Genomic DNA, 25,381 nt, shown 5'->3' with positions numbered 1-25,381 from the left:
CACGATCGTAGGCAAGATCGTAGGTGACTACCACCACAGCGTCTAGACCAGCTTGCACGTCGTCACCCGCACGTACCATCGAGGCATGCAGGCATCTGGAGAGCCTCCGACAGCACAACGACTACTGACTCTCCTCGTTGACCTGCTTGGACGACCCACGTTCACGCCTGACGAGCGGGAGGCGAGACTACGGTCGACCCGCTCCGCGGTCAGAGTGTTCGAAGGGATGGGGGTGGATGGGCAGGCGCTGATCCGATACGGCCTCGCCGAACAGTTCGCCGGCCCAGTACTGGGCACAGTCGCCGTGGCGTTGATGCTTGAGGCTCGAGGCAACGCCTCGCCCGCGAGACTTGCCCTAGAGGTCGACGGCTGGCGCGCCGCACTTGGCGTGACGGAGCGATCTCGTCCTGCCGTGGCGGAGCGCGGTAGCGGCTTCGACTCGCGCCAGTACCCGCACGTTGCGGCGTCGCTCCGCGCTGCACCGACGATGCTCCACTCGTGGATCGCTACCGCACCCTTTGAGGAACTTGTCAGCCTGGTCCCACCTCGCCCCGAGGAGATGGCGGCCGTTGTCGGGCAGGCCGAGCAGGCGAGTGCCCTCTTCGCCACCTACCAGTGGCTGGTGCAGCGGAATACCGAAAAGGACCTCTCCGGCTGGTCGACTGAGGCGCTGCACAAGGAGTACCAGTACGTCGCACACGGCGAGGCTGCTGCCATGCCAGCCGCCCTGCTCGATGCACGGCTGCACGAAGTCGACACTATAGCGAGGGAGGTAGCCGACCGGGCAGTTCGGCATACCGCCCGGCCGGGAGACGACGAGGACTGGTACCGCCTGCTGACAGGCGTGCACAGGCAGGCGCGGCGATACCTCGGCGATGGCCGGCACGCGGAGGCCGCAGCTCTGTTCGAGTTCTTACTGACGAGGCGCCCGACGGATGCGCGCGCTCTCAACAATCTCGGTTTCTGCCTGCTTCCGGTTGACCCTGCCCGTGCAGACCGCTACTTCCTCCAGGCCGATGAGCAGTCGTTTTCGGTCCGATCGCTCCTCCTGTATAACCGTATGTGTTGCGGCGACGGCTCCGCCGACATGGCACACTTGCTCTTTGCCACGGAACGGCACTGGGCTTCCGGACTCGAGGGTGGACCTCAGCCAGCGGTGATCTGGCGGCGTGACGCGAGCGGGTCGTGGGAAGTATGCGACACCCTTGACGTTCGTGTGGATCTAGCGAAGGTCGCCGCCGAGTACTGCACTAAGCTGTCACGCCATGACCGAGTAAGAGTGTGGCTCGGACGGGCGGAAGCCCTTATCGGGCCCACTACGGAGGACTCCGGCGACACCTGATTCAGCGCACCTTCGATCGGCGTACGCTGGCGCAATCAAGGCGGCCTGGTCGCCGTGCGACGCCGTGATTGGCTTCTGGTCAATTGTCAGACGTTGACCGCTGCCCAGTCCGCGCAAACACGTCGCGGCGGTCGAAGCACAGCGGTGGGCGCCGACGCCACGGCCCTGCCTCTCCGTCACCCTAGCTCGCACTCGGCTCATGAGCAGCAGCGTTGAGAACCTGAGTTCGGGGTGCTCGATGCGGGCGGGCGCTTCATGTAGATCGACCGCCGCCCGACAAGGGTCGCGATCTCGGGCTGGTCCTGACGGCACCTGCCCAAAGCGCCCCGGCGACCTAGGGTGCAGGCATGGACACGTCGACGGCGCTGAGTCCCCAGGACCTCGCGCACCTGCGTCGCTGCGTCGAGCTCGCCCGCGAGGCGCTGGCCGACGGCGACGAGCCCTTCGGGTCGGTCCTGGTCGACGCTGCGGGCGCCGTGCTGCACGAGGACCGCAACCGCACCGCGGGCGGCGACCAGACCCGCCACCCGGAGCTCGCGCTCGCGCAGTGGGCGGCGGCGCATGTCCCGGCCGAGTTGCGGCCAACGTGCACGGTCTACACCTCGGGAGAGCACTGCCCGATGTGCGCGGCCGGCCATGCCTGGGTCGGGCTCGGGCGCATCGTGTACGCGGGCTCGATTGGCCAGCTCACCGAGTGGCGGCAGGGCTGGGGGCTACCGCCGTCCCCGGTCGCGGCGCTGCCTATCACCACCGTGGCCCCCGGCGTGCCCGTCGCCGGACCGGCAACCGAGCTCGCCGACAAGCTGCGCGACCTCCACCGGCAGCACGCCGAGCGGCAGGCCGCGTCTTGACCCGGCTCGACGGCAGCGGGAGCATGCGAACGGCCCCCGCCCCGCGAGTGCGGGTCGAGGGCCGTCCGGTGTGGAGCCGCCTAACAGAATCGAACTGTTGACCTTCTCATTACGAGTGAGACGCTCTACCGACTGAGCTAAGGCGGCACTGCTGGTCCTGCTGTCGTGCACGCACCGCGCGGACGAGCCGAGCGGGCTGCGCCACTCTACCTGGCGTGCGGCCCGGGTTTCAAAACGAGCGCCCGCCGGACCCGTCGTCGCAGGCCAGCGCGATGCGCAGGCCTGCCGGCACGGTCAGCAGCGCGTCCCGTCCTCGGGCACGGTGCCCTCGAGCAGGTACGCGTCGACCGCGCCCGTGATGCACTCGTTGGATCGCCCGTACGCGGTGTGCCCCTCCCCCTCGAACGTGAGGAGCACCGCCGAGGAGAGGACGTCGGACAGCGACTCCGCCCACACGTAGGGCGTCGCGGGGTCGTTCGTCGTCCCGATCACAACGATCGGCGCGGCGCCCTCGGCGGTGTACGAGTCGAGCCCGCCGGCCTCCGGGACCGGCCAGCGGGCGCAGACGACGCCGCCGTACCCGAAGAACCGCCCGATCGTCGGCGCGGCCTCGACCATGCGCTCCGCGGAGGCCCGCATCTCGTCGGGGTCGGTCGTCGCCCGGTCGTCCGCGCAGCCGATCGCCCAGAACGCCTCGGTCGTGTTGCTCCCGTACGTGCCGTCGGGGTCGCGGTCGTAGTACAGGTCCGCGAACTGCAGGAGCCGTGAGCCGTCGCGCTGCTGGATCGCGCCGGTCAGGCCCTCGGTCAGGTAGGGCCACAGCGTGTTGGCGTAGAGCGTCTGGGCGATGCCCGCGAACGCGAGGCTGGCCGTGAGCGGCCGCTCGGGGTCGGTCGTCTCGAGCGGGTTGCGGCGCGCGTCCTCGAGCAGGTCCGCGACGGCGGCCAGCCCCTCGTCGACCGTGCCCTCGAGCGGGCAGCTCTTGCCGGCCTGGCAGTCGGTCACGTACGCGCGCAGGGCCGACTCGAAGCCGGCCGCCTGGCCCGCGGCGATCGCGTCGGAGTCGAGGGTCGGGTCGAGCGCGCCGTCGAGCACGAGCCGTCCGACGCGCTCCGGGAATAGCGAGGCGTACGTCGCGCCGAGCGCCGTGCCGTAGGAGAAGCCGAGGTAGTGGAGCTGCTCGTCGCCGAGCACCGCGCGCAGCACGTCGAGGTCGCGGGCCGCGCTCACCGTGTCGATGTGCTCGAGCACCTCGCCGGTGCGCTCGAGGCAGCCGGCCGCGAACTCGCCGTAGCGGGCCTCGACGTCCTCGAGGCCCTCGGGCGTCGAGTAGTCCGCGTCGAACGCGACGAGCTCGTCCATCTCGGCGCCGTCGACGCACTCGACCGGGTGGGACTTCCCGACGCCGCGCGGGTCGAAGCCGACGAGGTCGTAGCGCTCCTTGACCCCGGCCCCCATGCGCTGGATGACGACGGTCTCGAGCGCCTCGGTGCCCGACGCCCCCGGGCCGCCCGGGTTCGTCAGCAGCGAGCCGATCCGGTCGCCCCCGGTCGCGCGCGACCGGTTCACGGCGAGCTCGATCGAGCCGCCGCCCGGCTCCTCCCAGTCGATGGGCACGACGACGGTCGTGCACTCGAGGTCGCCGCACGCGGTCCACTCGGGCTGCTGCTCGTAGAACTCGGCCAGCTCGGGGGCGACGCCCTCGCCGGCCGACGCCGGGGCGCTCGGGTCGACGGTGACCTGGTTCTTGGGGCTCGAGCACCCGGCGAGCACGAGCGCGCCCACGGCGAGCAGTCCGGCGGCACGCATCAGCGGGCGGCCGGCGCGGGAGACGGGGCGCAGCGGGGCGGGCGTCACCGCGGCCAGGGGCTGCTCGGCGGCACGGCGGACGTCACGTGGGGCGAGGGGCACCACCCCAGCCTAAGCGGGATGCGGGGGCCGGCTCGTCGCCCGGTCGGCGCAACGGGCCGCCCTCAGGCGCGCGGGGGCTCAGCCCTGCGGCCGGAGCGCGATCGCCATCGCCTCGACCGCGAGCAGCGGTGCGACGTTGCCCGCGAGCCGCGTCCGGGCGACCCCGACGGCGTCCATCCGGCGCAGCGTCTGCTCGGGCGTGCTGCTCTCCGCGAGCGTCCGCACGGTCTCCTCGTGCTCGACGTTGACGAGCTCGACGGCCGCGCCGAGCTGGATCACGAGCACGTCCCGGTACAGGGACAGCAGGTCGACCATCGCGCGGTCCAGCACGTCGCGCTGGGCTCGGGTCGCGCGGCGCTTCTGGTCCTCCTCGAGCTGGCGGACCTGGGCGCGCAGCGCCGGCGGGATCGTCGCCGCGCCCTCCGCGCCGAGCGAGCGCAGCAGCGCCGTGCGCTCGCTCGCGTCGCGCTCCTCGGTCGCGGCCTTGGCGTCGGCCTGCGCGGTCTCGACGAGCTCCCCCGCGGCCAGCACCGCGTCGCCGACCCCGCGCACGCGCGGCGCGAGCGAGAGCACCTTGGCCCGGCGCGCCCGCGCCTCGGGGTCGCGCGCGAGCCGGCGGGCGATGCCGATGTGGCTCTGGGCGGCCCGGGCGGCGACCGCGGCGACGTGCGGGTCGACGCCGTCGCGCCGCACGAGCAGCTCGGCGACGGCCTCGACGGGCGGGACGCGCAGCGGGACCGAGCGGCTGCGCGAGCGCAGCGTCACGAGGACGTCCTGCGGGCTCGGCGCGCACAGCAGCCACACCGTGCGCGGCGGCGGCTCCTCGATGGCCTTGAGCAGCACGTTGCCGCTCGTCTCGTTGAGCCGGTCCGCGTCCTCGACGACGATGACGCGCCAGCGGCCCTCCGAGGGGGACCGCTGCGCGAGCTCGACGAGCGGCCGGGCGGTGTCGACGCGGATGAAGACGCCCTCGGTCGCGACGAGCGTCACGTCCGGGTGGGTGCCGTGCAGGACGGTCGTGCACGCGTGGCAGTGGCCGCAGCCGCCCTCGAGGCACTGCAGCGCCGCCGCGAACGCGCGGGCCGCGTTGGACCGGCCCGAGCCCGGCGGCCCGGTGAGCAGCCACGCGTGCGTCATGCGGCTCGGGTCGAGCGCCGCGCCCCGCAGCTCGGCGACGGCGGGCTCCTGCCCGACGACGTCGTCCCAGACGCTCATGCCGCGCCCGCCCCGGAGGAAGCACTCGGGACGGCGTCGGCGAACCCGCCCGCCGCGGCGACCCGCGCGAACACGTGCGCCGCGAGCTCGTCGACCGGCAGCGTCGCGTCGAGCACGAGCCACCGCCCCGGGTCCTGCTCGGCGCGCGCCAGGAACGCGGCGCGCGTGCGGCGGTGGAAGTCATCGCCGGCCCGCTCGAGCCGGTCCGGGTCCCCGGTCAGCCGGGTGCGGCCGACGTCGGGGTCGAGGTCGAGCAGCACCGTCACGGCCGGCAGCAGCCCGCCGGTGGCCCACAACGAGATGCGTTCGACCTCGTCGGCCCCCAGGTCGCGGCCCGAGCCCTGGTACGCGACCGACGAGTCGAGGTAGCGGTCCGTGATGACGACGGCACCGCGCTCGAGCGCCGGGCGGACCAGCGAGGCGACGTGGTGCGCGCGGTCGGCGGCGTAGAGCAGCACCTCGGCGCGCGGGTCGACGTGGTCGCCGTGCAGCAGCGCCTGGCGCAGCTCGACACCGAGCGGGGTCCCGCCCGGCTCGCGGGTGAGCACGACCTCCCGCCCGAGCGCACGCAGCCGGTCCGCGAGCGCGCGCGCCTGGGTCGACTTGCCCGCGCCGTCGCCGCCCTCGAACGACACGAAGAGGCCGGGAGCGGACCGTGTGGCCGCCGGGTCGCCTGCGTGCGCGACGGACGAGGCGGATGCCGTCGCCTCGCTGGCTCCCGTGGCCCCGTTCGCAACCGGCGCCGTGGCGTCACCGCGCGGACCGTCGGCCGGGGTGCGCTGAGCGGCTCGGCTCTGGGGCTGGGCGTCGCTCGCAGTCACGGCGTCAGGGTAGCCCGCAGGACCGACGCCACGACGACGACGTCGAGCCGCTCCGCCTCCCACGACAGCGCCGGCAGCCTCGGCCATCAATGGGGGGTGGGAACGGCGAGCCGAAGCTCCGCGAGCGGCACCCCGTCGGGGCTCAAGGTGGCGTGAGCGCCTGCCGATCCCGTGGGCGACCCGGCGAAGGAGACCCATGGACAGCACCCGAGACGACGACGTCACGCTCTGGGAGGTGGCGCTCGGCAGCATCGGCGGCGCCTCGATGGCCGACCCTGACGAGGCGGAGGACGCGGACCTGCTCGAGGCGGCGTGGGCCGCCGCGCACACGAGCGAGGAGGTCGCCGACTGGACACCGCTGCGCGTGCGCGCGGAGCAGTCGCCCCCTCCCGCCGTTCTGTACGTCGAGGAGGCGGAGGTGCTCGTCTACGCCGACGCCGTGCGCACGGCGGTCGAGGGCGTCGAGGCCCCGGCGTCCCACCACGACTGGCTACCGGTGGTCGTCGAGACCGACGACGCAGAGCACCGCTACTGGGTCCTGTCGTGCCGAGTCGCCGACGTCGAGCTGAGCGACGGACGTGTCGAAGGTGCGCGCGCACGCGATGCCGCCGTCGTGCACTACCGGGTCGGCGACGGCTTCCCCGCCTTCAGCGACGACGCGCGCCGCGCGATCGAGGCGGCCGTTCCCGGCGTCGTGCTCGAGCGCGCAGACACCCCGATGAGCGACCCCGGGACGCCCGCCTGACAGCCCCTCAGGACGAGGGCCCCCGCCACGGAGCACGTGCTCCGTGGCGGGGGTCGTCGTCGTCCCCGTGGACCGACTACTTCCGCCCAGCCGTCCAGTTCATGCCCCAGCCGTACTGCCGGTCGAGCTCGGCCTGGCTGCCCTGGATGTAGCGGACCTCGCGGTTCACGGACAGCTCGCCGCCCGTGTTCTCGATCATCGCGATCGCGCACATGGGCGAGCGCGGGTCGTGCTCGTCGAGCCGGACCTCGATCTCCGGGCCGGACGCGGGGTAGAGCGTGACGACGCCGTCGGCGGCCGCCCAGTTCGGCACCCCCTGGTAGATGAACGCGAAGACGAGGATCCGGCGGATCTCGCTCACGTGCGCCAGGTTCACGAACAGGTTCTCGCCGCCCGAGTTCGTGCCGCTGCGGTCGTCGCCGTCGAGCCACGTGATCGCCTCGCCGCGGCGGGTGTCGCGGAACGCGTTGCCGAGCGCCTGGACGACGCCCTTGGACCCGTCCGTGTACTCGTACAGCGCCGCGAGGTCCAGGTCGATCGACCCGCCGCCGCCACCGCCCGTGAGGCGCTTGAGGAACCCGCCGCCGCCCTGCGGCGCACCCGCGGGGCGCGCGTTCCAGTTGAGGTTGACGCGCAGGATCCCGCTCGCGCCGCCGCGCTTGGTCAGCGACACCGACGGCGCCGCCTTCGTCAGCGTGACCTTGCTCAGCGAGACGGCGCGGCGTCCGACGGCGTGGCGCCCGGCTGCCCGGCGCTCTCGGGTGCGGGCTCGGGCTGCCCCGGACGCTTGTTGTAGTCGATTCCCATGCTGACCTCCTCGGTGTGCCGGCGGACCGCCGGCTGGTCGTGCTGCTCGGTCCTGCTGATCGGGTGTCGCTCAGGTCCTCGGCACCGGCCCGCTCACACGAGCGGGGTCCGGGTGTCGACCCAGGTGATCTCGTCGAACCCGTGCGCCGTGCACGCGTCGCGCAGCGTGCCCTCGACGAGCTCGTCCTCGGCGCGCAGCACGAGCTCCCCGCCGACGCGCAGCACCGACAGCGCGACGAGCACGCCCGCCGACCGCCCGTGCCGCAGCGGTGCCTCGACGCGCAGCCCGCCGAACCCGTGCACGACGAGCGTGCCACCCCAGTCGAGCGCCGCGCCGGACTCGGAGTACGCGAGCACGACGAGCCGCTCGAGCGACCGGACCTGCCGCAGGTCCACGACGAGCTGCTCGAACCGCTCGCGCGACGACACGATCACGGGCCGGCGGGCGTGCAGCCCCGCGACGGGGATCTCTCGGCTGTGCGCGACGAGCGAGGGCCGGGCGCCGACGAGCCGGTACGCGCACGCGAGCCGCAGGTCGCCGACCGCGTCCGAGCACGCCGCCTCGACGGTCAGGCCGCCGACGCCCGACTGCAGCGCCGTGAGCGCGACGACGGGCTCCGTCGGTCCGAGCACGACGGGCGACCCGGCGTGGACGCGCGGCGGCGTGAACGCGAGCACGAGGTCCCCGGCGGCGGCGGACGGGGGCGCCGACCGGGCGCGGCGCCCCGGCGCGGCCGGGGCGGGCGACGCGGCGAGGTCGAGCGACGTCGTCGTGCTCGGGCCCCGGGTCGGGGACGGTGCGGGCGGGACGGCCGGAGCGGGCGGCGGGCGGAGCGATGTCCGCGCCGGGGCCGACGCGGCGGACCGGACGGATGCGGGAGGCGCGGTGGGCGCGGTGGGCGCCCGCGCGGGTGTCAGGTCGAGGGACGTCGACCCGGCCGCCGGGGAGCCGAGATCGAGTGACGTCGACCCCGCCGCCGGAGTGCCGAGGTCGAGGGACGACGACCCCGCCGCCGGGGAGCCGAGATCGAGCGACGTCGACCCCGCCGCCGGAGAGCCCAGGTCGAGCGACGCCGACCCAGCCGCCGGAGAGCCGAGGTCGAGGGACGACGTCACGGGCGCCGTCGGGCTCGGCTGGGGGGCTGTGGCCGGTTGCGGCGGCGCGCCGCCCGAGCCCGCCCCGGCGGTCGACCCAGTCAATCCCCCCGACGCGCCCCCGGCCGCCGCCGCGGCCTCGACCCGCGTCCGCAGCGTCCGCCGCCGCAGCCACGGCAGGTCCTCCCGCACCTCCGTGCTCGGGTAGCGCGACTGGGCCGACCGGGGCGACGTCACAGCGGCACGCCGTAGTCGGCCGCCATGCCCTCGAAGCCGTTCGCGTACCCCTGCCCGACGACCTTGAACTTCCAGCCGGTCGTGTGCCGGTAGAGCTCGCCGAGCACGAGGCCGGTCTCGGCGCGCAGCGACGGCGCGAGGTTCTCGGAGCGCACGAGCTCGGAGCTGTCGCGCAGGTCGAGCACGCGCACGGACGCCTCCCGCAGCTGCCCGAGGGTGCGCCGCTGCCCGAGCGCCTCGTTGATGTAGGCGACCACGACGATGCGCGCGACGTCGGCGGGGACGCCCGCGAGGTCGACCTCGACCTGCTCGGTGTCGGTCCCGACGACCCGCTCGAGCTGCGCGACCGACAGGTCCGGCTCGACGAGCTGGTTGAAGAACACGACGTGCCGGTCCGAGAGCACGCGGCTGCGCGCGTCGCACAGCAGGGTCGCGACGACGAGGTTGTCCATCAGCACGGATTCGGAGGACGCGAACCGCACGCCGAGCACCACCCCGGTCAGCGACGGGATCTCGCGGGTCAGCTCGACGTTCGAGCCCCGCGCCATGGGCCGTGCCGCCATCACAGGTCCAGGTCCGAGCCGGAGAACCGCGTGCGGAGGAAGTTGCCTTGCGTCATCAGTGCGTCTGCGTCCTGGTTCTGGGTCGCGTGCAGGGTCGCGGTCGCCGACTGCAGGAGCGCGTCGAGCTGCATCATGAGCGACTGCGTGGGCGTGTGGCCAGCGCCGCGCGGGGTGTCGAGGAGCCGCGCGTCGACGGCGAGGTAGGTCCGGATCGTCGTCGGCAGGTAGTCCTCGACCGTGCCGCGGACCGACATCGTGGCGTAGACGTCGAGCGGCCGGGTCTGCGCCTGCCCGACGACGGCCCGCAGCACGTCGGTGATCCGCCGGGCGTTCGCGACGGCCGCGGCCGGCAGCCGTCCGGCGCTGCGGTTGACGAGCCGCTCGAGCCCGGCGACGCCCGCGAGGAGCTGCTCGGCGCTGTCCGCGGGGTCGTCGGCGGGCGGCAGCGGCAGCGGCGGGACGACGGCGTCCTCACGGGCGTCCGTGAACCGCCTGAACCACCTCACGGTCGGGCTCCTCCTCGGGTCCGGACGTCAGGACGTGATCTCGCCCTGCCGGGTCCGCGCGAGGTACGGCTGGGCGCGCTGGATCTGCCCCTCGAGGGCGGTGACGGTCTGCGCCATGCTGTCGACGGCCTGCGCGCGGAACGTGTCGAGCGCGTCCATCGTCGCGAACACGTTGTCGAACGCCACCTGCAGCTTCTGCACGTCGATCGTCGACTCCGCGGCCTGCTGGGTGATCTGGGCGCCCTGCGTGCGCAGCTGCTCGGAGGTCTGCTCGATGAGGTTCGACGTCACGGTGTTGAGCGCGGTGATCTGGTCGAGCACGAGCTTCTGCCGCGAGAGCGCCTGGGACACGATGACGGCCGTGCGCAGCGCCGCGATGGTCGTGGTCTGCGCGCGGTCGACGCCCTTGATGAGCTCGATGTTGTTCTTCCGGACGAGGTCGAGCGCCATGTAGCCCTGGACGTTGACGGCCATCTGCGTCATGAGGTCCTGGCGGCGCTGGCGCACCGGGAACAGCGCGTCGGCCCGCACGGTGTCGGCGTCCTGCTGGCGCCCGGCGGCCTCGAGCTGCGCGATCTTGTCGACGAGCGCGGCGTCGAGCGCCCCCGCGAGCTCGTTGTACTCGGCGAGCCGGCCCATCGTGGCCCACATGTTGGCCTTCTCGGTCTCGATCGCCGCGTTGTCCTTGCGGAGGTCGTCCTGGCCCGAGTTGAGCGACTTGATGATCGCGTCGAGGTGCTGCTGCGCGGACTGGTACCGCTGGAAGTAGCTGTCGATCTTCGAGCCGCCCGGGAGCCAGCGCAGGGCCTTCTTGACGCCCGTGAGGTCGGCGCGGTGCGGGTCGAGCTCGGTCACGGTCTGCCGGAGCTGGGCGATGGTCGTGGCGACGCGGACCTGCGCGTCGCCGCTGCCCGCCGTGGAGCCGCCCTTCGCCTTGCCCATCGCCGCGGCGGGCCGGTCGAGCATGCGGCTCGACACCGCGGCCGCGGCGCGCATGTCCTGCTCGCCCATCGACGTGATCGACGCGACCTTCTGCGTGAACTCGGGCGACCGCGTGTCGAGCGCGACGAGCTCGGCCACGAAGGCGTCGGCCTTCTGGCGCAGCTCGACCTGCTTCGCGGAGTCGACCGGGACGGCGCCCGCGGCCTGCTCCTTCTCGACGACGACGACCGGCGCGGGGGGCGTGAGCACGAGCGCACCGGACGTGGGGGCGGCGGGCACCGGGCCGGGCGTCGCGGTGGAACCCAGGTCGAGCTCGGACATCGGCGTGTCTCCCTGTCGTCGTGTGCGCCGGCGCACGGTCGCGCGCGTGGCCGGTCCGTGTCGACTCTAAAGTCTCGGCGCCCCGCGGGGGTCCGTGCGACCCCTGACGTGACCCTGAAAGGACCCTGATCCTTCACCGAAGGAACTCCGGCCCGTGCAGCCACGTTGTTAGCATCGGTGCGCCGTCTTGCCTGACGGCGCGCGTGAGCACGACGGGGGGCACGCCTCCGTCAGGAAGCCTCTGGAGGATCCGTGGGAGTCAGCCTCAGCAAGGGCGGCAACGTCAGCCTCACCAAGGCCGCACCCGGCCTCACCGCCGTGGTCGTCGGCCTCGGGTGGGACGTCCGCACGACGACGGGCACGGACTTCGACCTCGACGCCTCGGCGATCCTGGTCGACGCCAACGGCAAGGTCGTCTCGGACGCCCACTTCGTGTTCTTCAACAACCTGAAGAGCCCCGAGGGCTCGGTCGAGCACCTCGGCGACAACCTCACGGGCGAGGGCGAGGGCGACGACGAGCAGGTCAAGGTCCAGCTCTCGACCGTCCCGCCGGAGGTCGACAAGATCGTCTTCCCCGTCTCGATCTACGACGGCAACAACCGCGGCCAGAGCTTCGGCCAGGTCCGCAACGCGTTCATCCGCATCGTGAACCAGGCGGACAACGCCGAGCTCACGCGCTACGACCTCTCCGAGGACGCCTCGACCGAGACCGCGATGGTCTTCGGCGAGCTGTACCGCAACGGTGCCGAGTGGAAGTTCCGCGCCGTCGGCCAGGGCTACGCGGCGGGCCTCACGGGCATCGCGAAGGACTTCGGCGTCAACGTCTGACCCAGCGCGACCGACGGTCGGGCGTGCCCCTCGGGGTGCGCCCGACCGCGCGTCGGCGGCCGGCACACGGTCGCGACCGCACGGCACGACCCGCACGGCACGACCCGCACCTGCACCTGCACCTGCACCTGCACCTGCACCTGCACCTGCACCGACCGTCCGGACCCGGAGGAGACCGACCATGGGCGTCAGCCTGAACAAGGGCGGGAACGTCTCGCTGACGAAGCAGGCCCCGAACCTGACGGCCGTCGTCGTCGGTCTCGGCTGGGACGCCCGCACGACGAGCGGCGCCGCGTTCGACCTCGATGCGAGCGCGCTCCTCGGCGGCCCCGGCGAGCGCGTCCTCTCCGACCAGCACTTCGTCTTCTTCAACAACCTCGTGAGCCCCGACGGCTCGGTCGAGCACACCGGCGACAACACGACCGGCGAGGGCGAGGGCGACGACGAGTCGATCAAGGTCGACCTCGCGCGCGTCCCCGAGCAGGTGACCCGGATCGTCTTCCCGGTGTCGATCTACCAGGCCGACGAGCGCGGCCAGAGCTTCGGCCAGGTCCGCAACGCGTTCATCCGGATCGTCAACCAGGCCGACGAGCAGGAGCTGGCTCGGTACGATCTGAGCGAGGACGCGTCGAGCGAGACCGCGATGATCTTCGGTGAGATCTACCGGCACCTCGGCGAGTGGAAGTTCCGGGCCATCGGCCAGGGCTACGCGTCCGGCCTGCACGGCATCGCCAAGGACTTCGGGGTCGACGTCGCCTGACCCTCACCCGGGGCCGTCCGCCCCGGTGCACCACCCCCACCTGCTGCGCCTCCCGGCGCTCATCCCCCTGAGAGAACGAGGACCCCCCGTGGTCATGCGTACCTTCGGCTGGTCGTTCGGTGTGACCGCCGTGTCCCTCGTCGTGGCCTTCCTCTACGGAGGATGGAACGCGCTGTTCCTGTGCACGATCCTCGGCATCCTCGAGGTCTCGCTGTCGTTCGACAACGCCGTGGTCAACGCCAAGATCCTCGAGCGCATGAGCGAGTTCTGGCAGAAGATCTTCCTCACCGTCGGCATCGCGATCGCGGTGTTCGGCATGCGCCTGGTCTTCCCGCTGCTCATCGTCGGCATCACCGCCGACCTCGGCCCGATCGACGCGATCTCCCTCGCCATGGAGAAGGGTGACCCGGAGACCCCGGGCAGCTACGCCTACCTCCTGAACGAGGCGCACCCGCAGATCGCGGCGTTCGGCGGGATGTTCCTGCTCATGCTGTTCCTCGACTTCATCTTCGAGGACCGCGACATCAAGTGGCTGACGTGGCTCGAGCGCCCGCTCGCCCGCATCGGCAAGCTCGACCAGCTCGCCGTCATCGTCGCGAGCATCTCGCTGATCCTCGCCGCCCAGCTGCTCGCGAAGGACCCGGCGGTCGTCCTGCTCTCGGGCCTGCTCGGCATGATCACCTACATCGCGGTCAACGGCCTCGGCTCGCTGTTCGAGGGCCAGGGCATCGACGAGGCCGAGGGCACGATCATCGAGGACGGCGCCGCCGAGACCGGCGCGGGCGCCAAGGACCGCACCGGCCCGACGCAGCTCGCGAAGGCCACCGGCAAGGCCGGCTTCTTCCTGTTCCTCTACCTCGAGGTCCTCGACGCGTCGTTCTCGTTCGACGGCGTCATCGGCGCGTTCGCGATCACGTCCGACCCGATCATCATCGCCCTGGGCCTCGGCTTCATCGGCGCGATGTTCGTCCGGTCGATCACGGTGTTCCTGGTCCGCAAGGGCACGCTCGCCGACTACGTGTACCTCGAGCACGGCGCCCACTGGGCGATCGGCGCGCTCGCCGCGATCCTGCTCGTGAGCATCGGCTTCCACATCGACGAGATCATCACCGGCCTCGTCGGGGTCGCGTTCATCGGTGCGGCGTTCACGTCCTCGATCCTGCGCAACCGTCGCCTCAAGGCGGCCGGCATCGAGCCGGAACCCGTCATCGTGCACGCCGACTGACGACGCCGACCCCGACGATGCGCCACTTCGCGCACCTCGCGCCCGACGAGCGCGAGCGGCTCTTCCACGTGGAGCCGCAGGAGTTCACGGCGCACGACGACCGCGAGGTGCTCGCGGTGGCGCTCGGGGCGACCCTGTACCTGCCCGGGACGAGGCCGGCCATCGCGGCCGACCTCGTCCGGCGGGCGGCGCAGGGCGTCACGAGCGCGGTCGTGTGCCTCGAGGACGCCATCGCCGACCGGGACGTCCCGGCGGCGGAGGCGAACCTCGTCGCGCAGGTGCGCAGCCTCGCCGAGTCGGGCGAGGCGGGCCCGCTCGTGTTCGTGCGGGTCCGCACGCCCGAGCAGATCGGCCGGATCGTCGCGGGCCTCGGCGAGCACGCCGGCGCGCTGTCGGGGTTCGTCGTCCCGAAGTTCACCGAGGACCGCGGCAGCGACTTCCTCGACACCGTCGCGGAGGCCTCGGACGTCACCGGCCACCGGTACTTCGCGATGCCGATCCTCGAGTCCGCCGAGGTCATCCACCGCGAGACGCGCACCGACGCCCTCGTCGGGATCCGGCGGGCGCTCGACAAGCACCGCGACCGGGTCCTGGCGGTGCGGATCGGGGCGACCGACCTCAGCTCGGCGTACGGCATCCGGCGCAGCCGGGACCTGACGATCTACGACGTCCTGCCGGTCGCGCAGGTCATCGCCGACGTCGTCAACGTCCTCGGGCGCGCCGACGACACCGGCTTCGTCGTCACCGGGTCGGTCTGGGAGTACTTCGAGGGTCAGGAGCGGCTGCTCAAGCCCCTGCTGCGCGAGTCCCCGTTCATCGAGCACGACGAGCGCGCGCTGCGGGCCCGCCTCATCCGCAAGGCGCTCGACGGCCTGATCCGCGAGATCGTGCTCGACAAGGCCAACGGGATCACCGGCAAGACCGTCATCCACCCCTCGCACGTGCCCGCGGTGCACGCGCTGTCGGTCGTGACGCACGAGGAGTACGTCGACGCGGCGCACGTCCTCGGGGTCGAGATGTCGGACGGCGGCGTCGCGGCGTCGGGGTACCGCAACAAGATGAACGAGGCGAAGCCGCACCGCGCGTGGGCCGAGCGGACGATGCTCCGCGCCCGCGTCTTCGGCGTCTCGGGCGCCGACGTGTCGTTCGTGGACCTCCTCGGCGCGGGCGACCCCACGTGACGGGACGGCACGCGGCGGGCGCGCCGGAGGGTGCGCAGCCGGGCGATCGTCCGTCGTCCGGGGGCACCCGGAGCGCCGCCTCGACCGGTCGCTGGAGCGGCGGCTGGGTCGCGGAGCGGCTCGGCGTCGGGCTCGCCACCACGGGCTCGCCCGTCGGCGTGACGCTGCCCGAGCTCGTCGGGCTCGCGCTGCGCCGCAACCCCCGGCGCGCGCACCTGCTCGTGTCGACGGTGCTGGGCAAGCACGTGCCGACCGACCCGCGCGTCGTGCACGCGTCCGCCGAGCTGCTCGGCGCGCTCGCGGCCGCACGCATCGCGGGGTCGGGGGACGACGACGCGACGACCCCCGCGTGGACCGCCGCGGTCGACGCGCTCGCCCCCGCGGTCGCCGGGGTGCCGGGCGCCGCGGCGACGCTGCGCGCCCGCACCGACGCGCTCGTGACCGACCTCCGGGCGCGGCACGCGTCGGCGCTCACCGGCGCGGTCGTGCTCGGCTACGCGGAGACGGCCACCGCGCTCGGCCACGGCGTCGCGGAGGCGCTCGGGGCCCGCTACCTGCACTCGACGCGCCGCGCCGTCCCCGGGGTCGCGCTCGCGGGCGGCTTCGAGGAGCAGCACTCGCACGCGACGTCGCACCTGCTGCTGCCCGAGGACCCGGCGTTCCTCGCCGGCCCCGGGCCGCTCGTGCTCGTCGACGACGAGCTCTCCACGGGTCAGACGATCCTCAACACCATCACCGCGCTGCACGAGCGCTACCCGCGCGGCCGCTACGTCGTCGCCGCGCTCGTCGACGTCCGCTCCGACGACGACCGCGCGCGCGTCGCCGACCTCGCGGACCGGCTCGGCGTCCAGATCGACGCGGTCGCGCTCGTCGCGGGGACCATCACGCTCGGGGACGACGTGCTCGCGGCGGGCCGCCGGCTCGTCGAGGAGCACTCCGCGTCCGACACCGTCTCCCCCGCCGCGCCCGGGGCCGGCGGCGTCGGCGAGGTCGTCCGGCTCGGCGCGCTCGGGTGGCCCACCGACGTGCCCGACGGCGCCCGGCACGGCCTCACCCCGGAGCAGCTCGACCGGCTCGGCGCCGCCGCGCGCGACGCGGCGTCGACCCTGGCGGCCCAGCTCGGGGGCGGGGCTCCTGCGCCGGCGGCTGCGGTTCGCGACGGCGGGTCGCCCGCAGGCGCGACCTCCGACGGCACCCCGGCTGCGGGCGCAACCTCCGAGGGCTCGGCGGCGGCACCCGCGCCGGCCGCTGCGGCTCGGCGGGTGCTCGTGCTCGGCACCGAGGAGCTCATGCATGCGCCGTTGCTGCTCGCCGCGCACCTCGCCGACCTGCTCGACGAGCACGGCGGCACGGTCGCGTTCTCGTCGACCACCCGCTCCCCCGTCCTCGCGCTCGACGCCGAGGACTACGCGATCCGCACGCGCCTGGTGTTCCCGAGCCACGACGACCCGGCCGACGACGGCACAGGGGGCCCCGCCGACGGCACGACCGCCACCAGCACAACCGCCACCAGCACTCCCGCCACCAGCACTCCCGTCGCCAGCACACCGGTCGATGGCACAGCCGGCAGCGGCGACGGCGCCGGCGACCGGTTCGCCTACAACGTCGCCCCCGGCGCCGACCCGCGCCGCCGGTTCACGGACGTCGTCGTGGTCGTCGACTCGGCCGGCGACACCCCCGCGCTGCACGCCCCCGGCGGCCTGGCGGCGAGCGTCGCCGCGCACACCGACCGCGTGCACCTCGTCGTCCTCCCCTCGTACCGGCCCGCCGCCGGAGCACCCCACCCGCAGGAGACCTCCCCGTGACCGCGACCACGCCCACCCCGCTCCCCCCGCCGCTGCGCGGCCCGGAGTTCGGGAGCTACGCCGCCGACGAGGTCGCCTGGCTGCTCACCGACCTGACGCACGTCGCGCTCGAGGCGCCGCTCGAGGAGCGCGAGGAGGCGATCCAGGCCGGTCAGGCGCACTACGCGGAGTCGCTGCCGGTCGAGTACCAGCCGAGCGCCGCGTACCAGGAGCTGTTCCACGCGTCGCTCGCGGAGTCCGCGACGAAGCTCGCGCACGCGGTCGGCGTCGTCACCGAGCTCACGCTCGCGGAGCGGGGGCGCGGCGCGGTGCTCGTGTCGCTCGCGCGCGCCGGGACCCCCGTCGGGATCCTCATGCGCCGCTGGGCGCGCGAGGTGCACGGCCTGGACCTGCCGCACTACGCGGTCAGCATCGTGCGGGGCCGCGGCATCGACACCGTCGCGCTGCGGTACCTCGCCGAGCACCACCGCCCGCAGGACGTGATGTTCGTCGACGGCTGGACCGGCAAGGGCGCGATCGTGCGCGAGCTCACCGCCGCGGTCGCGGAGGCGAACGTCGCGCTCGGGCTCGGCGCGGGCGAGGGCTTTCGCGCGGACCTCGCGGTGCTGGCCGACCCGGCGGGCTGCGTCGAGCTCTACGGCACGCGCGAGGACTACCTCATCCCGTCGGCGTGCCTGAACTCGACGGTCTCGGGCCTCGTCTCCCGCACGGTGCTCAACGACGACCTGATCGGGCCCGGCGACTTCCACGGCGCCAAGTTCTACGCCGAGCTCGCCGCCGCGGACGTCTCGAACCGCTTCCTCGACGCGGTCTCGGAGCGCTTCGCCGAGGTGGCCGACGACGTCGCGCGCGACTGGCCGGTGCTGGCCGCGAGCGACCGCACGCCGACGTGGAGCGGCTGGGCGACCGCCGAGCGGCTGAGCGCCGAGCACGGCATCCACAGCGTCAACCTGGTCAAGCCCGGGGTCGGCGAGACGACGCGCGTGCTGCTGCGCCGCGTCCCGTGGAAGGTCCTCGTCCGGCGCCGCGACGACCCGGAGCTCGCGCACGTCCTGCTGCTCGCGGAGCAGCGCGGCGTCGAGGTCGTCGAGGTGCCCGACCTCTCCTACCGCTGCGTCGGCCTCGTCCACCCCGGCTTCACCCGTGGCGCACGCGCGGCCGACGACGTCCTCGCTGCGGAGGTCCGCGCATGACCAGCCACCCGACGCCCACCCCCCACACGGCCCCCGCCCGCTCGGCAGGACCGGCCGCGGGCCCGACCGTCGTCGCGTGCGACCTCGACCGCACGCTCATCTACTCGCGCGCCGCGATGGCGCTCCCCGACGGCCCGGAGCCGGGGCTGGTGTGCGTCGAGCACTACGACGGCGCCCCGCTGTCCTACGTGACCGAGCGCGCCGAGCGCCTCCTCGTCGAGCTCGCGGCGTCCGCCGTCGTCGTCCCCACGACCACGCGGACGCGCGCGCAGCTCGCCCGCATCCGCATCCCGGGTCCGCCGTCGCGCTACGCGATCGCGGCCAACGGCGGCATCCTGCTGGTCGACGGCGAGCCCGACGCGGCCTGGACCGCCGCGGTCCGGGAGCTCCTCGCGGCGACGAGCGTGCCCCTCGCGGACGTCCGCGAGCACATGCGCACCGCGTTCGACGACGCGTGGACGCTCTCGCGGCGCGAGGCCGAGGAGCTGTTCTGCTACGCGGTCGTCGAGCGCGCGGCGCTGCCCGCGGGCTTCGTCGCGGACCTGTCGGGGTGGGCCGCCGAGCGCGGCTGGACCGTCTCGCTGCAGGGCCGCAAGCTCTACGTCGTCCCGTCGGCGCTGACCAAGGGCGCCGCGGTGACGGCGCTCGCGGGCCGGGTGGGCGCCGCGCGCGTGCTCGCCGCGGGCGACTCGCTGCTCGACGCCGACCTCCTCGAGGCCGCGCACGCCGGCGTCCGGCCCGCGCACGGCGAGCTCGCCGAGAGCGGCTGGACGCGCCCGCACGTGGCCGTCACGCCGCGCGCCGGGATCCTCGCGGGCGAGGACGTGCTGACGTGGCTGCTCGCCGAGGTCGCCCGTGGCACGGTCGGCACGCGCGCCGGGTCCGCCACGGTCTGAGGAGCAGCACCGCACCGGTCCACCCGTCCGCAGCCTGCATCCACCCGTCCGCGCCCTGCGTCCGCGCGGCGCGTGCTGTCACACTGGAGCGGGGACGAGGTCGTCCCGGAGAGCCGAGACGAGGACGCCGGAGGTCGGCATGACCCAGCTCTACCCCGCCTCGCTGCTCCCGGGCTCTGCGCTCCTGCCGGCCCGGCGCGACGAGTCGTTCGAGCGGTTCGCGCGCGTCGCGCAGCGCCACCTCGGCGTGCCCGTGGCGCTCATCTCGCTCGTGTCGCAGGAGGGCCAGGTCTACCCCGGTGCGGCGGGCCTGCCGCCGGACATCGACGAGTCCCGGCACACGCCGCTGACGCACTCGTTCTGCAAGTACGTCGTGGCCGACCGGTCGCCGCTCATCGTGGACGACGCGCGCCGCGTCGCGCTGCTCCGGGACAACCCCGCGATCCCCGAGCTCGACGTCATCGCGTACGCGGGCTACCCGCTGCTCGACGACACGAACGCGGTCGTCGGCTCGATGTGCGTGATCGACCACGTGCCGCGCCGCTGGACGGCCGACGAGCTCGCGCTGCTCGAGGACCTCGCGGCGGCGTGCAGCTCGGAGCTGCGGCTGCGGGGCGAGCGTGAGCGGGCGCGCCGCTCGCAGCAGCAGGCGACGCTCGCCTACCGGCAGGCGGGGCTGCTGCTGCTCGTGAGCGACGCGTTCCAGGACGTCCTCACGGTCGACGACGTCGCGGCGACCTCGGCGCGCGTCGCGGACACGGGCCTGGGCGCCACGATGTCCGGCATCGCGCTGCTCGACGCGGACGGCCGCGGCCTGACGTACACGACGATCGAGCGCTTCACCGACGACTTCGACCCGCGCTGGCAGCACGCCCGCATCGACGAGGACCGGCCCATCGCGCACGTGGCCCGCACGCACGAGCCGCTGTTCTTCCGGGACAACGCCGACCTCGTCGCGCAGTTCCCGTCGATGGCGCGCCCCGGGACCCGGGAGGCCGGGGCGAGCGCTGTGCTCCCGCTGGTCTCGGGCCAGGAGCTGCTGGGCGTGCTCACGCTCGGCTGGCGCCTGCCGCGCGAGTTCGACGAGGGCAACCGCACGATCAAGAACGCGCTCGCGGCGTACACCGCCCAGGCGCTGCAGCGCGCGCAGCTCCTCGAGCAGCGCCGCGACGTCGCGCGCACGCTCCAGGACGCGATGCTCACCGCCCTGCCCGACCCGCCGCACCTGCGCCTCGGCGCGCACTACCTGCCCGCGGGCCGGGCGGACCGCGTTGGCGGGGACTGGTACGACGCGATCGAGCTGCCCGACGGCGGCGTCGCGCTCATGGTCGGCGACGTCACCGGCCACGACATGGACGCCGCCGCGCGCATGGGACAGCTCCGCTCGACGCTGCGCGCGTTCGCGTGGGACCACCCCGACACGCCGTCGTCCTGGCTCACGCGCCTCGACCGGGCCATCGAGGGCCTGGGGCTCGGGACCATCGCGACCGCGCTCGTCGGACGCGTCGACCCCGACCCGGCGACGGGCGCGCACCGGTTCACGTGGTCGAGCGCGGGGCACCCGGCCCCGGTGCTGGTGCGGCCGGGGCTGCAGAGCGTCGCGCTCCGGGCGCCGCAGAACGACCTGCTGCTGGGCGTCGACCCCCGCACGACCCGGCACGACCACACGCACACCCTCGAGCGCGGCGACACGCTCCTGCTGCACACCGACGGGCTCATCGAGCGCCGCGGGACGTCGCTCCGGGACGAGGCGAGCGCGCTCGTCGACGCCGCGGGCCGGCTCGCGCACCTCGAGCCGGCGGCGCTCGTCACCGCGCTCGCGCACGGCCTGGTCGCGGGTCAGCCCGCGGACGACGTCGTGCTGCTCGCCGCCCAGGTCGTCGGCCGGCGCTGAGCGCGGCCCCGGGCAGCCCCGGGGTGCCGGACGACGCCGCCCACCTGGGGGCGCGCCGAGGAAGACGGACGGCGGCGCCCGCGTGGCGGCGGGCCGAGGTGGCGGCCGGGACGCGTCGTCCCGGCCGTCACCTGGTCACTCGCCCGGGTAAACGACCCCCACCTGGGCGCGCACGGCGTCGAGCGTGCGCATGACCTCGACGGTGTGGTCCCACGTCATCAGCGGGCTCTGCGTGTCGCCCGCGGCGATGCGGCGCGCGACCTCGGCGGCCTCGTACTGCAGGCCCTTCTTGCCGGGCTGCTCGAACGTCCACACGCGGCCGTCCCGGCGCTGCACGCGGAACGACGACGGGCCGTAGAAGTTGCCCGCGACGTGGATGAAGCCCTCGGTGCCCGAGATCGCGGCGGTCGTCGGCGTCTTGGCCCACAGCGTCGTCGACAGGGTCGCCTGGGTGCGCTCGCCGTAGCTCAGGACGATCGAGGCCTGCCCGTCGACGCCGGTCTCGGTGAGCGTGCCCGTCGCGTGCACGGAGTCCGGGACACCGAGGAAGTCGTGCGCGAACGACACCGGGTAGACCCCGAGGTCGAGCAGCGCGCCGCCCGCGAGCTGCGGGTCGAACAGCCGGGAGGTCGCGTTGAACGGGAAGTACTGGCCGTGGTCGGCGGTGAGGTTGATGATCTCGCCGATCTCGCCGGCGTCGATGACCTGGTGCAGCGCGGCCACGTGCGGCAGGAACCGCGTCCACATGGCCTCCATGACGAAGACCCCGGCGGCCTTCGCGGCGGCGAACACCTGCTCGGCCTCGGCGGCGTTGCGCGTGAACGCCTTCTCGACGAGCACGTGCTTGCCCGCGGCGATCGCGAGCAGCGCGTGCTCGAGGTGCTCGGAGTGCGGGGTCGCGACGTACACGGCGTCGACCTGACGGTCCTCGACGAGGTCGCGGTAGCCGATGTGGGTCGTCGGGACGCCGTGCGCGGTCGCGAAGCGCTCGCAGCGGTCCCGGTTGCGGGAGCCGACGGCGACGAGCTGCGCGCGGGTGTGCGCGTTCACCGCGTCGGCGAAGGCGCCGGCGATGTTGCCGGCCCCCAGGATTCCCCAGCGGATGGACGGAGCGGTCGACGGGTCCTCGGTGCGAGCCATGCGGCCAACCTAGTACGGCACGGCGCGCGGGTCCTGCGGGTCCGGGTGACGCTCGGCACGTCCGGGCGGCAGCCCCCGCGACCGGGCGGGCCCCGCCGCGACCGCCGCGTGACGGGCCTGTGCCGGACGGGTGCCGGACCGGTCAGGACTTCGCGGCGGCCTTCTTGCGCGGGGCCGCGGCCTTGCGCGCGGGTGCCTTCTTCTTGACCGGGCCGCGCGCCCGCTTCTCCGCGAGGAGCTCCTGCGCGCGCTCGGGCGTGATCGAGTCGACCGCGTCCTCCTTGCGCAGGGTCGCGTTCGTCTCGCCGTCGGTCACGTAGGCGCCGAAGCGGCCCTCCTTGACGACGATCGGCTTGTTCGAGACCGGGTCCTCGCCGAGCTCGCGCAGCGGCGGCGCCGCGGTGGCACCCCGGCCGCGCTTGGGCTGGGCGTAGATCGCGAGGGCCTCCTCGAGGGTGACCGTGAACATGGCCTCCTCGGACGGGAGGGTGCGCGAGTCGGTGCCGCGCTTGAGGTACGGGCCGTAGCGGCCGTTCTGCGCGGTGATCTCCGTCCCGGTCTCGGGGTCGACGCCCACGACGCGCGGCAGCGAGAGCAGGCGCAGCGCGTCCTCCAGCGTGACGGTCTGCAGGTCCATCGACTTGAGCAGCGACGCGGTGCGCGGCTTGGGCGCGGCCGCCAGGGCCCGCTTCTTCGCCGCGGCGCTCAGGCCCGGGTCGATCTCGGGCTCGGGCAGCAGCTCGGTGACGTACGGGCCGTAGCGGCCGCTCTTCGCGACGATCGTCGTGCCGGTCACCGGGTCCTCGCCGAGCACGAGGTCGCCCTCGGGCTGCGTCTCGAACAGCTCGCGGGCCTTGGCGACCGTGAGCTCGTCGGGGGCGAGCTCCTCGGGGACCGACGCGCGCCGCGGCGCACCGTCGGGCCCGCTGAGGTCGCGGGTGTCCTCGAGGTAGGGGCCGTAGCGGCCGACGCGCAGCGTGATGCCGTCGCCGATGTCGATCGAGTTGACCTCGCGCGCGTCGATGTCGCCGAGGTTCGCGACGAGGTCGCGCAGCCCGCCGCCGTCGACCGACCCCGGGTTCTCCCCGAAGTAGAACTGGCTGAGCCACGCGCTGCGCTCGCGGCTGCCGGCCGCGATCTCGTCGAGGTCGGCCTCCATCGCGGCCGTGAAGTCGTAGTCGACGAGCTTGTCGAAGTTCTCCTCGAGCAGCCGCGTGACGGCGAACGCGAGCCAGCTCGGCACGAGCGCCTGCCCGCGGCCGGTGACGTACCCGCGGTCCTGGATCACCGAGATGGTGGCGGCGTACGTCGACGGGCGGCCGATGCCGCGCTCCTCGAGCGCCTTGACCAGGCTCGCCTCGGTGTAGCGCGGCGGCGGCGACGTGCGGTGCCCGTCGGCGGTCAGGTCCGTGCCCGTGAGCTCGTCACCCTCCACCATGTTCGGCAGCCGGGCCTCGCGCTCCTCGGCGGCCTTGCCCTTGCCCTTGGCCTTCCCGGTCGGCTCGTCGGCGCCGTCCGCCGCACCGTCGGCCCCGTCGGCGCCCGCGACGGCCGTGGGCGCGTCGTCCTCGTAGCGGTCGGCGTCGCGGCCCTCCTCGTACGCGGCCATGAAGCCGCGGAACGTGATGACCGTGCCGGACGCGGCGAACACCGCGTCGACGTCGGCGTCCCCGAGCGGGGAGCCGGCGGCGCCCGGGGCGCTCAGCCGCGCCGTCGCGCCGATCCGCACCGAGGCCGTCGAGCCGCGCGCGTCGGCCATCTGCGAGGCGACCGTGCGCTTCCAGATCAGCTCGTAGAGCCGGAACTGGTCGCCCGAGAGCTCGCGCGCGACCTGCGCCGGCGTGCGGAACTGGTCGCCGGCGGGCCGGATGGCCTCGTGCGCCTCCTGCGCGCCCTTGGCCTTGCTCGTGTAGACGCGCGCCTTGTCGGGCACGTACTCCGCGCCGTACAGCTCGCCGGCCTGGCGGCGCGCGGCGTCGATCGCCTGCGACGACAGCGCCGGGGAGTCCGTACGCATGTAGGTGATGTAGCCGTTCTCGTACAGGCCCTGCGCGGTGCGCATCGTCTGGCGCGAGCCCATCCGCAGCTTGCGGCTGGCCTCCTGCTGCAGGGTCGACGTCGTGAACGGCGCGGCCGGCTTGCGCGTGTACGGCTTGGTCTCGAGGCTGCGGACCTCGAACGACGACTCCACGAGCCCGGCGACGAGCGCGCGCGCGGCGGGCTCGTCGAGGTGGCGCACGTCCGCGGCGGACCCGCGCAGCACGCCGCGGTCGTCGAAGTCCCGCCCGGACGCGACGCGCTGCCCGTCGACCTGCACGAGCCGCGCACCGAACGACCCCGCACGGGTCTCGTCGCCCCGGGTGTCGACCTGGCCGAACGTGCCCGTGACGTCCCAGTACTCGGCGGTGCGGAACGCCATGCGCTCGCGCTCGCGCTCGACGACGAGCCGGGTCGCGACGGACTGCACGCGCCCGGCGGACAGGCCTTGGCGGACCTTGCGCCACAGGACCGGCGACACCTCGTAGCCGTAGAGGCGGTCGAGGATGCGGCGGGTCTCCTGGGCGTCGACGAGGCGGTCGTCGAGCTCGCGGGTGTTCGCGAGCGCACGCTGGATCGCCTCGCGGGTGATCTCGTGGAACACCATGCGCTTGACGGGGACCTTGGGCTTGAGCTCCTGGAGCAGGTGCCACGCGATGGCCTCGCCCTCGCGGTCCTCGTCGGTCGCGAGGAAGAGCTCGTCGGAGTCCTTGAGCAGGCGCTTGAGCTCGGAGACCTTCTTCTTCTTGTCCGCGTCGACCACGTAGTACGGCGCGAAGCCGTTGTCCACGTCGACGGCGAACTTCCCGAAGGGGCCCTTCTTCATGTCCGCGGGCAGCTCGCTGGGCTGCGGCAGGTCGCGGATGTGGCCGACGCTCGCCTCGACGTCGTACCCCTCGCCGAGGTACCCCGCGATCGTGCGCGCCTTGGCGGGCGACTCCACGATGACGAGCTTGCGACCTGCGGACATGCGTTCCTGCTTCCTCGTGGGGTGGGGGACGGTTCGCAGGCCGTGCCCCCGGTGGCGGACGGTCGTCGCCCCGCGCCGGGCCGGCGCGTGCGTCGA

21 protein-coding genes and 1 tRNA gene are annotated in these 25,381 nt (G+C 73.8%); 11 read left to right on the top strand and 11 right to left on the bottom strand.

The window, feature by feature from the left end; translation table 11 throughout:
• Window positions 1-85 precede the first annotated feature (85 nt).
• Window positions 86-1,342, top strand: coding sequence for a hypothetical protein (locus CCE01nite_RS09825; protein ID WP_141372264.1), 1,257 nt, complete (start codon window positions 86-88; stop codon window positions 1,340-1,342).
• Between the two features lie 347 nt (window positions 1,343-1,689).
• Window positions 1,690-2,193 carry a nucleoside deaminase gene (locus CCE01nite_RS09820; RefSeq protein ID WP_034634653.1) on the top strand — a complete coding sequence of 168 codons (504 nt, stop codon included), beginning with the start codon at window positions 1,690-1,692 and terminating at the stop codon, window positions 2,191-2,193.
• 71 nt (window positions 2,194-2,264) lie between these two features.
• Here CCE01nite_RS09820 and CCE01nite_RS09815 read toward each other — a convergent pair.
• From CCE01nite_RS09815 to tmk, 4 genes are all read right to left on the bottom strand, one after another.
• Window positions 2,265-2,340 (bottom strand) — tRNA-Thr (locus CCE01nite_RS09815).
• 147 nt (window positions 2,341-2,487) lie between these two features.
• Entirely contained in the window at window positions 2,488-4,104 is a 1,617-nt protein-coding gene (locus tag CCE01nite_RS09810; protein WP_307722737.1) for an alpha/beta hydrolase, read from the bottom strand.
• Between the two features lie 78 nt (window positions 4,105-4,182).
• The gene (locus CCE01nite_RS09805; RefSeq protein ID WP_141372263.1) at window positions 4,183-5,319 is read right to left on the bottom strand and encodes a DNA polymerase III subunit delta'; all 1,137 of its coding nucleotides are present in this window, start codon (window positions 5,317-5,319) and stop codon (window positions 4,183-4,185) included.
• The gene (tmk, locus tag CCE01nite_RS09800; protein ID WP_246056421.1) at window positions 5,316-5,954 is read right to left on the bottom strand and encodes a dTMP kinase; all 639 of its coding nucleotides are present in this window, start codon (window positions 5,952-5,954) and stop codon (window positions 5,316-5,318) included. Before tmk ends, CCE01nite_RS09805 begins: the two co-directional genes overlap by 4 nt.
• Before the next feature lie 382 nt (window positions 5,955-6,336).
• On the opposite strand from tmk, the gene CCE01nite_RS09795 reads away from it, so the two are divergent.
• Window positions 6,337-6,885, top strand: coding sequence for a hypothetical protein (locus tag CCE01nite_RS09795; protein ID WP_141372261.1), 549 nt, complete (start codon window positions 6,337-6,339; stop codon window positions 6,883-6,885).
• Window positions 6,886-6,961: 76 nt separating this feature from the next.
• Here CCE01nite_RS09795 and CCE01nite_RS09790 read toward each other — a convergent pair whose 3' ends face one another.
• The 5 genes from CCE01nite_RS09790 to CCE01nite_RS09770 form a co-directional block, all read right to left on the bottom strand.
• Window positions 6,962-7,558, bottom strand: a complete 597-nt coding sequence (locus CCE01nite_RS09790) for a TerD family protein (RefSeq protein ID WP_174774688.1) — start codon at window positions 7,556-7,558, stop codon at window positions 6,962-6,964.
• Between the two features lie 227 nt (window positions 7,559-7,785).
• Window positions 7,786-8,325, bottom strand: coding sequence for a hypothetical protein (locus tag CCE01nite_RS09785; protein ID WP_141372260.1), 540 nt, complete (start codon window positions 8,323-8,325; stop codon window positions 7,786-7,788).
• 695 nt (window positions 8,326-9,020) lie between these two features.
• Entirely contained in the window at window positions 9,021-9,587 is a 567-nt protein-coding gene (locus tag CCE01nite_RS09780; protein WP_141372259.1) for a TerD family protein, read from the bottom strand.
• Window positions 9,587-10,093, bottom strand: coding sequence for a hypothetical protein (locus tag CCE01nite_RS09775; protein ID WP_141372258.1), 507 nt, complete (start codon window positions 10,091-10,093; stop codon window positions 9,587-9,589). The genes CCE01nite_RS09780 and CCE01nite_RS09775 overlap by 1 nt, the downstream gene beginning before the upstream one ends.
• Before the next feature lie 27 nt (window positions 10,094-10,120).
• Window positions 10,121-11,356 (bottom strand): toxic anion resistance protein, encoded by a 1,236-nt coding sequence (locus CCE01nite_RS09770; RefSeq protein ID WP_141372257.1) that lies wholly within the window; start codon window positions 11,354-11,356, stop codon window positions 10,121-10,123.
• Between the two features lie 252 nt (window positions 11,357-11,608).
• Here CCE01nite_RS09770 and CCE01nite_RS09765 point away from each other — a divergent pair, with 252 nt between their 5' ends.
• The 8 genes from CCE01nite_RS09765 to CCE01nite_RS09730 all read left to right on the top strand — a co-directional run bounded on the left by CCE01nite_RS09765 (window position 11,609) and on the right by CCE01nite_RS09730 (window position 21,138).
• Complete coding sequence (locus tag CCE01nite_RS09765) at window positions 11,609-12,184, top strand: TerD family protein (protein ID WP_141372256.1); 576 nt, start codon at window positions 11,609-11,611, stop codon at window positions 12,182-12,184.
• Window positions 12,185-12,365: 181 nt separating this feature from the next.
• Window positions 12,366-12,944: a TerD family protein gene (locus tag CCE01nite_RS09760; protein ID WP_141372255.1), complete on the top strand. Its 579-nt coding sequence runs from the start codon at window positions 12,366-12,368 to the stop codon at window positions 12,942-12,944.
• 88 nt (window positions 12,945-13,032) lie between these two features.
• Entirely contained in the window at window positions 13,033-14,169 is a 1,137-nt protein-coding gene (locus CCE01nite_RS09755; protein ID WP_141372254.1) for a DUF475 domain-containing protein, read from the top strand.
• 17 nt (window positions 14,170-14,186) lie between these two features.
• Window positions 14,187-15,350: an HpcH/HpaI aldolase/citrate lyase family protein gene (locus CCE01nite_RS09750; protein ID WP_141372253.1), complete on the top strand. Its 1,164-nt coding sequence runs from the start codon at window positions 14,187-14,189 to the stop codon at window positions 15,348-15,350.
• Window positions 15,347-17,155 (top strand): phosphoribosyltransferase domain-containing protein, encoded by a 1,809-nt coding sequence (locus CCE01nite_RS09745; RefSeq protein WP_218026465.1) that lies wholly within the window; start codon window positions 15,347-15,349, stop codon window positions 17,153-17,155. The genes CCE01nite_RS09750 and CCE01nite_RS09745 overlap by 4 nt, the downstream gene beginning before the upstream one ends.
• Entirely contained in the window at window positions 17,152-18,348 is a 1,197-nt protein-coding gene (locus tag CCE01nite_RS09740) for a cysteine protease StiP family protein (protein ID WP_034631500.1), read from the top strand. The genes CCE01nite_RS09745 and CCE01nite_RS09740 overlap by 4 nt, the downstream gene beginning before the upstream one ends.
• The gene (locus tag CCE01nite_RS09735; RefSeq protein WP_052104231.1) at window positions 18,345-19,244 is read left to right on the top strand and encodes an HAD family hydrolase; all 900 of its coding nucleotides are present in this window, start codon (window positions 18,345-18,347) and stop codon (window positions 19,242-19,244) included. The genes CCE01nite_RS09740 and CCE01nite_RS09735 overlap by 4 nt, the downstream gene beginning before the upstream one ends.
• 139 nt (window positions 19,245-19,383) lie before the next feature.
• Window positions 19,384-21,138: a GAF domain-containing SpoIIE family protein phosphatase gene (locus tag CCE01nite_RS09730; RefSeq protein ID WP_052104232.1), complete on the top strand. Its 1,755-nt coding sequence runs from the start codon at window positions 19,384-19,386 to the stop codon at window positions 21,136-21,138.
• A 135-nt stretch (window positions 21,139-21,273) separates the two neighbouring features.
• Here CCE01nite_RS09730 and CCE01nite_RS09725 read toward each other — a convergent pair whose 3' ends face one another.
• Window positions 21,274-22,278 (bottom strand): Gfo/Idh/MocA family protein, encoded by a 1,005-nt coding sequence (locus CCE01nite_RS09725; protein WP_034631503.1) that lies wholly within the window; start codon window positions 22,276-22,278, stop codon window positions 21,274-21,276.
• A 142-nt stretch (window positions 22,279-22,420) separates the two neighbouring features.
• Window positions 22,421-25,285, bottom strand: coding sequence for a type I DNA topoisomerase (gene topA, locus CCE01nite_RS09720; RefSeq protein ID WP_034631506.1), 2,865 nt, complete (start codon window positions 25,283-25,285; stop codon window positions 22,421-22,423).
• Between the last annotated feature and the right edge of the window lie 96 nt (window positions 25,286-25,381).

Origin of the sequence: Cellulomonas cellasea (genome assembly GCF_006538745.1) — a bacterium.
GTDB lineage: Bacteria > Actinomycetota > Actinomycetes > Actinomycetales > Cellulomonadaceae > Cellulomonas_A > Cellulomonas_A cellasea.
The sequence above is the reverse complement of the archived record's forward strand: the minus strand, read 5'-3'. Positions and strand labels throughout refer to the sequence as shown.

Excerpts from the sequence above, each read along its gene's own strand:
- topA (WP_034631506.1), bottom strand. The coding sequence starts at position 25,285 with ATGTCCGCAGGTCGCAAGCTCGTCATCGTGGAGTCGCCCGCCAAGGCG.
- CCE01nite_RS09780 (WP_141372259.1), bottom strand. The coding sequence starts at position 9,587 with ATGGCGGCACGGCCCATGGCGCGGGGCTCGAACGTCGAGCTGACCCGC.
- CCE01nite_RS09820 (WP_034634653.1), top strand. The coding sequence starts at position 1,690 with ATGGACACGTCGACGGCGCTGAGTCCCCAGGACCTCGCGCACCTGCGT.
- CCE01nite_RS09770 (WP_141372257.1), bottom strand. The coding sequence starts at position 11,356 with ATGTCCGAGCTCGACCTGGGTTCCACCGCGACGCCCGGCCCGGTGCCC.
- CCE01nite_RS09805 (WP_141372263.1), bottom strand. The coding sequence starts at position 5,319 with ATGAGCGTCTGGGACGACGTCGTCGGGCAGGAGCCCGCCGTCGCCGAG.
- CCE01nite_RS09725 (WP_034631503.1), bottom strand. The coding sequence starts at position 22,278 with ATGGCTCGCACCGAGGACCCGTCGACCGCTCCGTCCATCCGCTGGGGA.
- CCE01nite_RS09760 (WP_141372255.1), top strand. The coding sequence starts at position 12,366 with ATGGGCGTCAGCCTGAACAAGGGCGGGAACGTCTCGCTGACGAAGCAG.
- CCE01nite_RS09735 (WP_052104231.1), top strand. The coding sequence starts at position 18,345 with ATGACCAGCCACCCGACGCCCACCCCCCACACGGCCCCCGCCCGCTCG.
- CCE01nite_RS09730 (WP_052104232.1), top strand. The coding sequence starts at position 19,384 with ATGACCCAGCTCTACCCCGCCTCGCTGCTCCCGGGCTCTGCGCTCCTG.
- CCE01nite_RS09825 (WP_141372264.1), top strand. The coding sequence starts at position 86 with ATGCAGGCATCTGGAGAGCCTCCGACAGCACAACGACTACTGACTCTC.
- CCE01nite_RS09750 (WP_141372253.1), top strand. The coding sequence starts at position 14,187 with ATGCGCCACTTCGCGCACCTCGCGCCCGACGAGCGCGAGCGGCTCTTC.
- CCE01nite_RS09795 (WP_141372261.1), top strand. The coding sequence starts at position 6,337 with ATGGACAGCACCCGAGACGACGACGTCACGCTCTGGGAGGTGGCGCTC.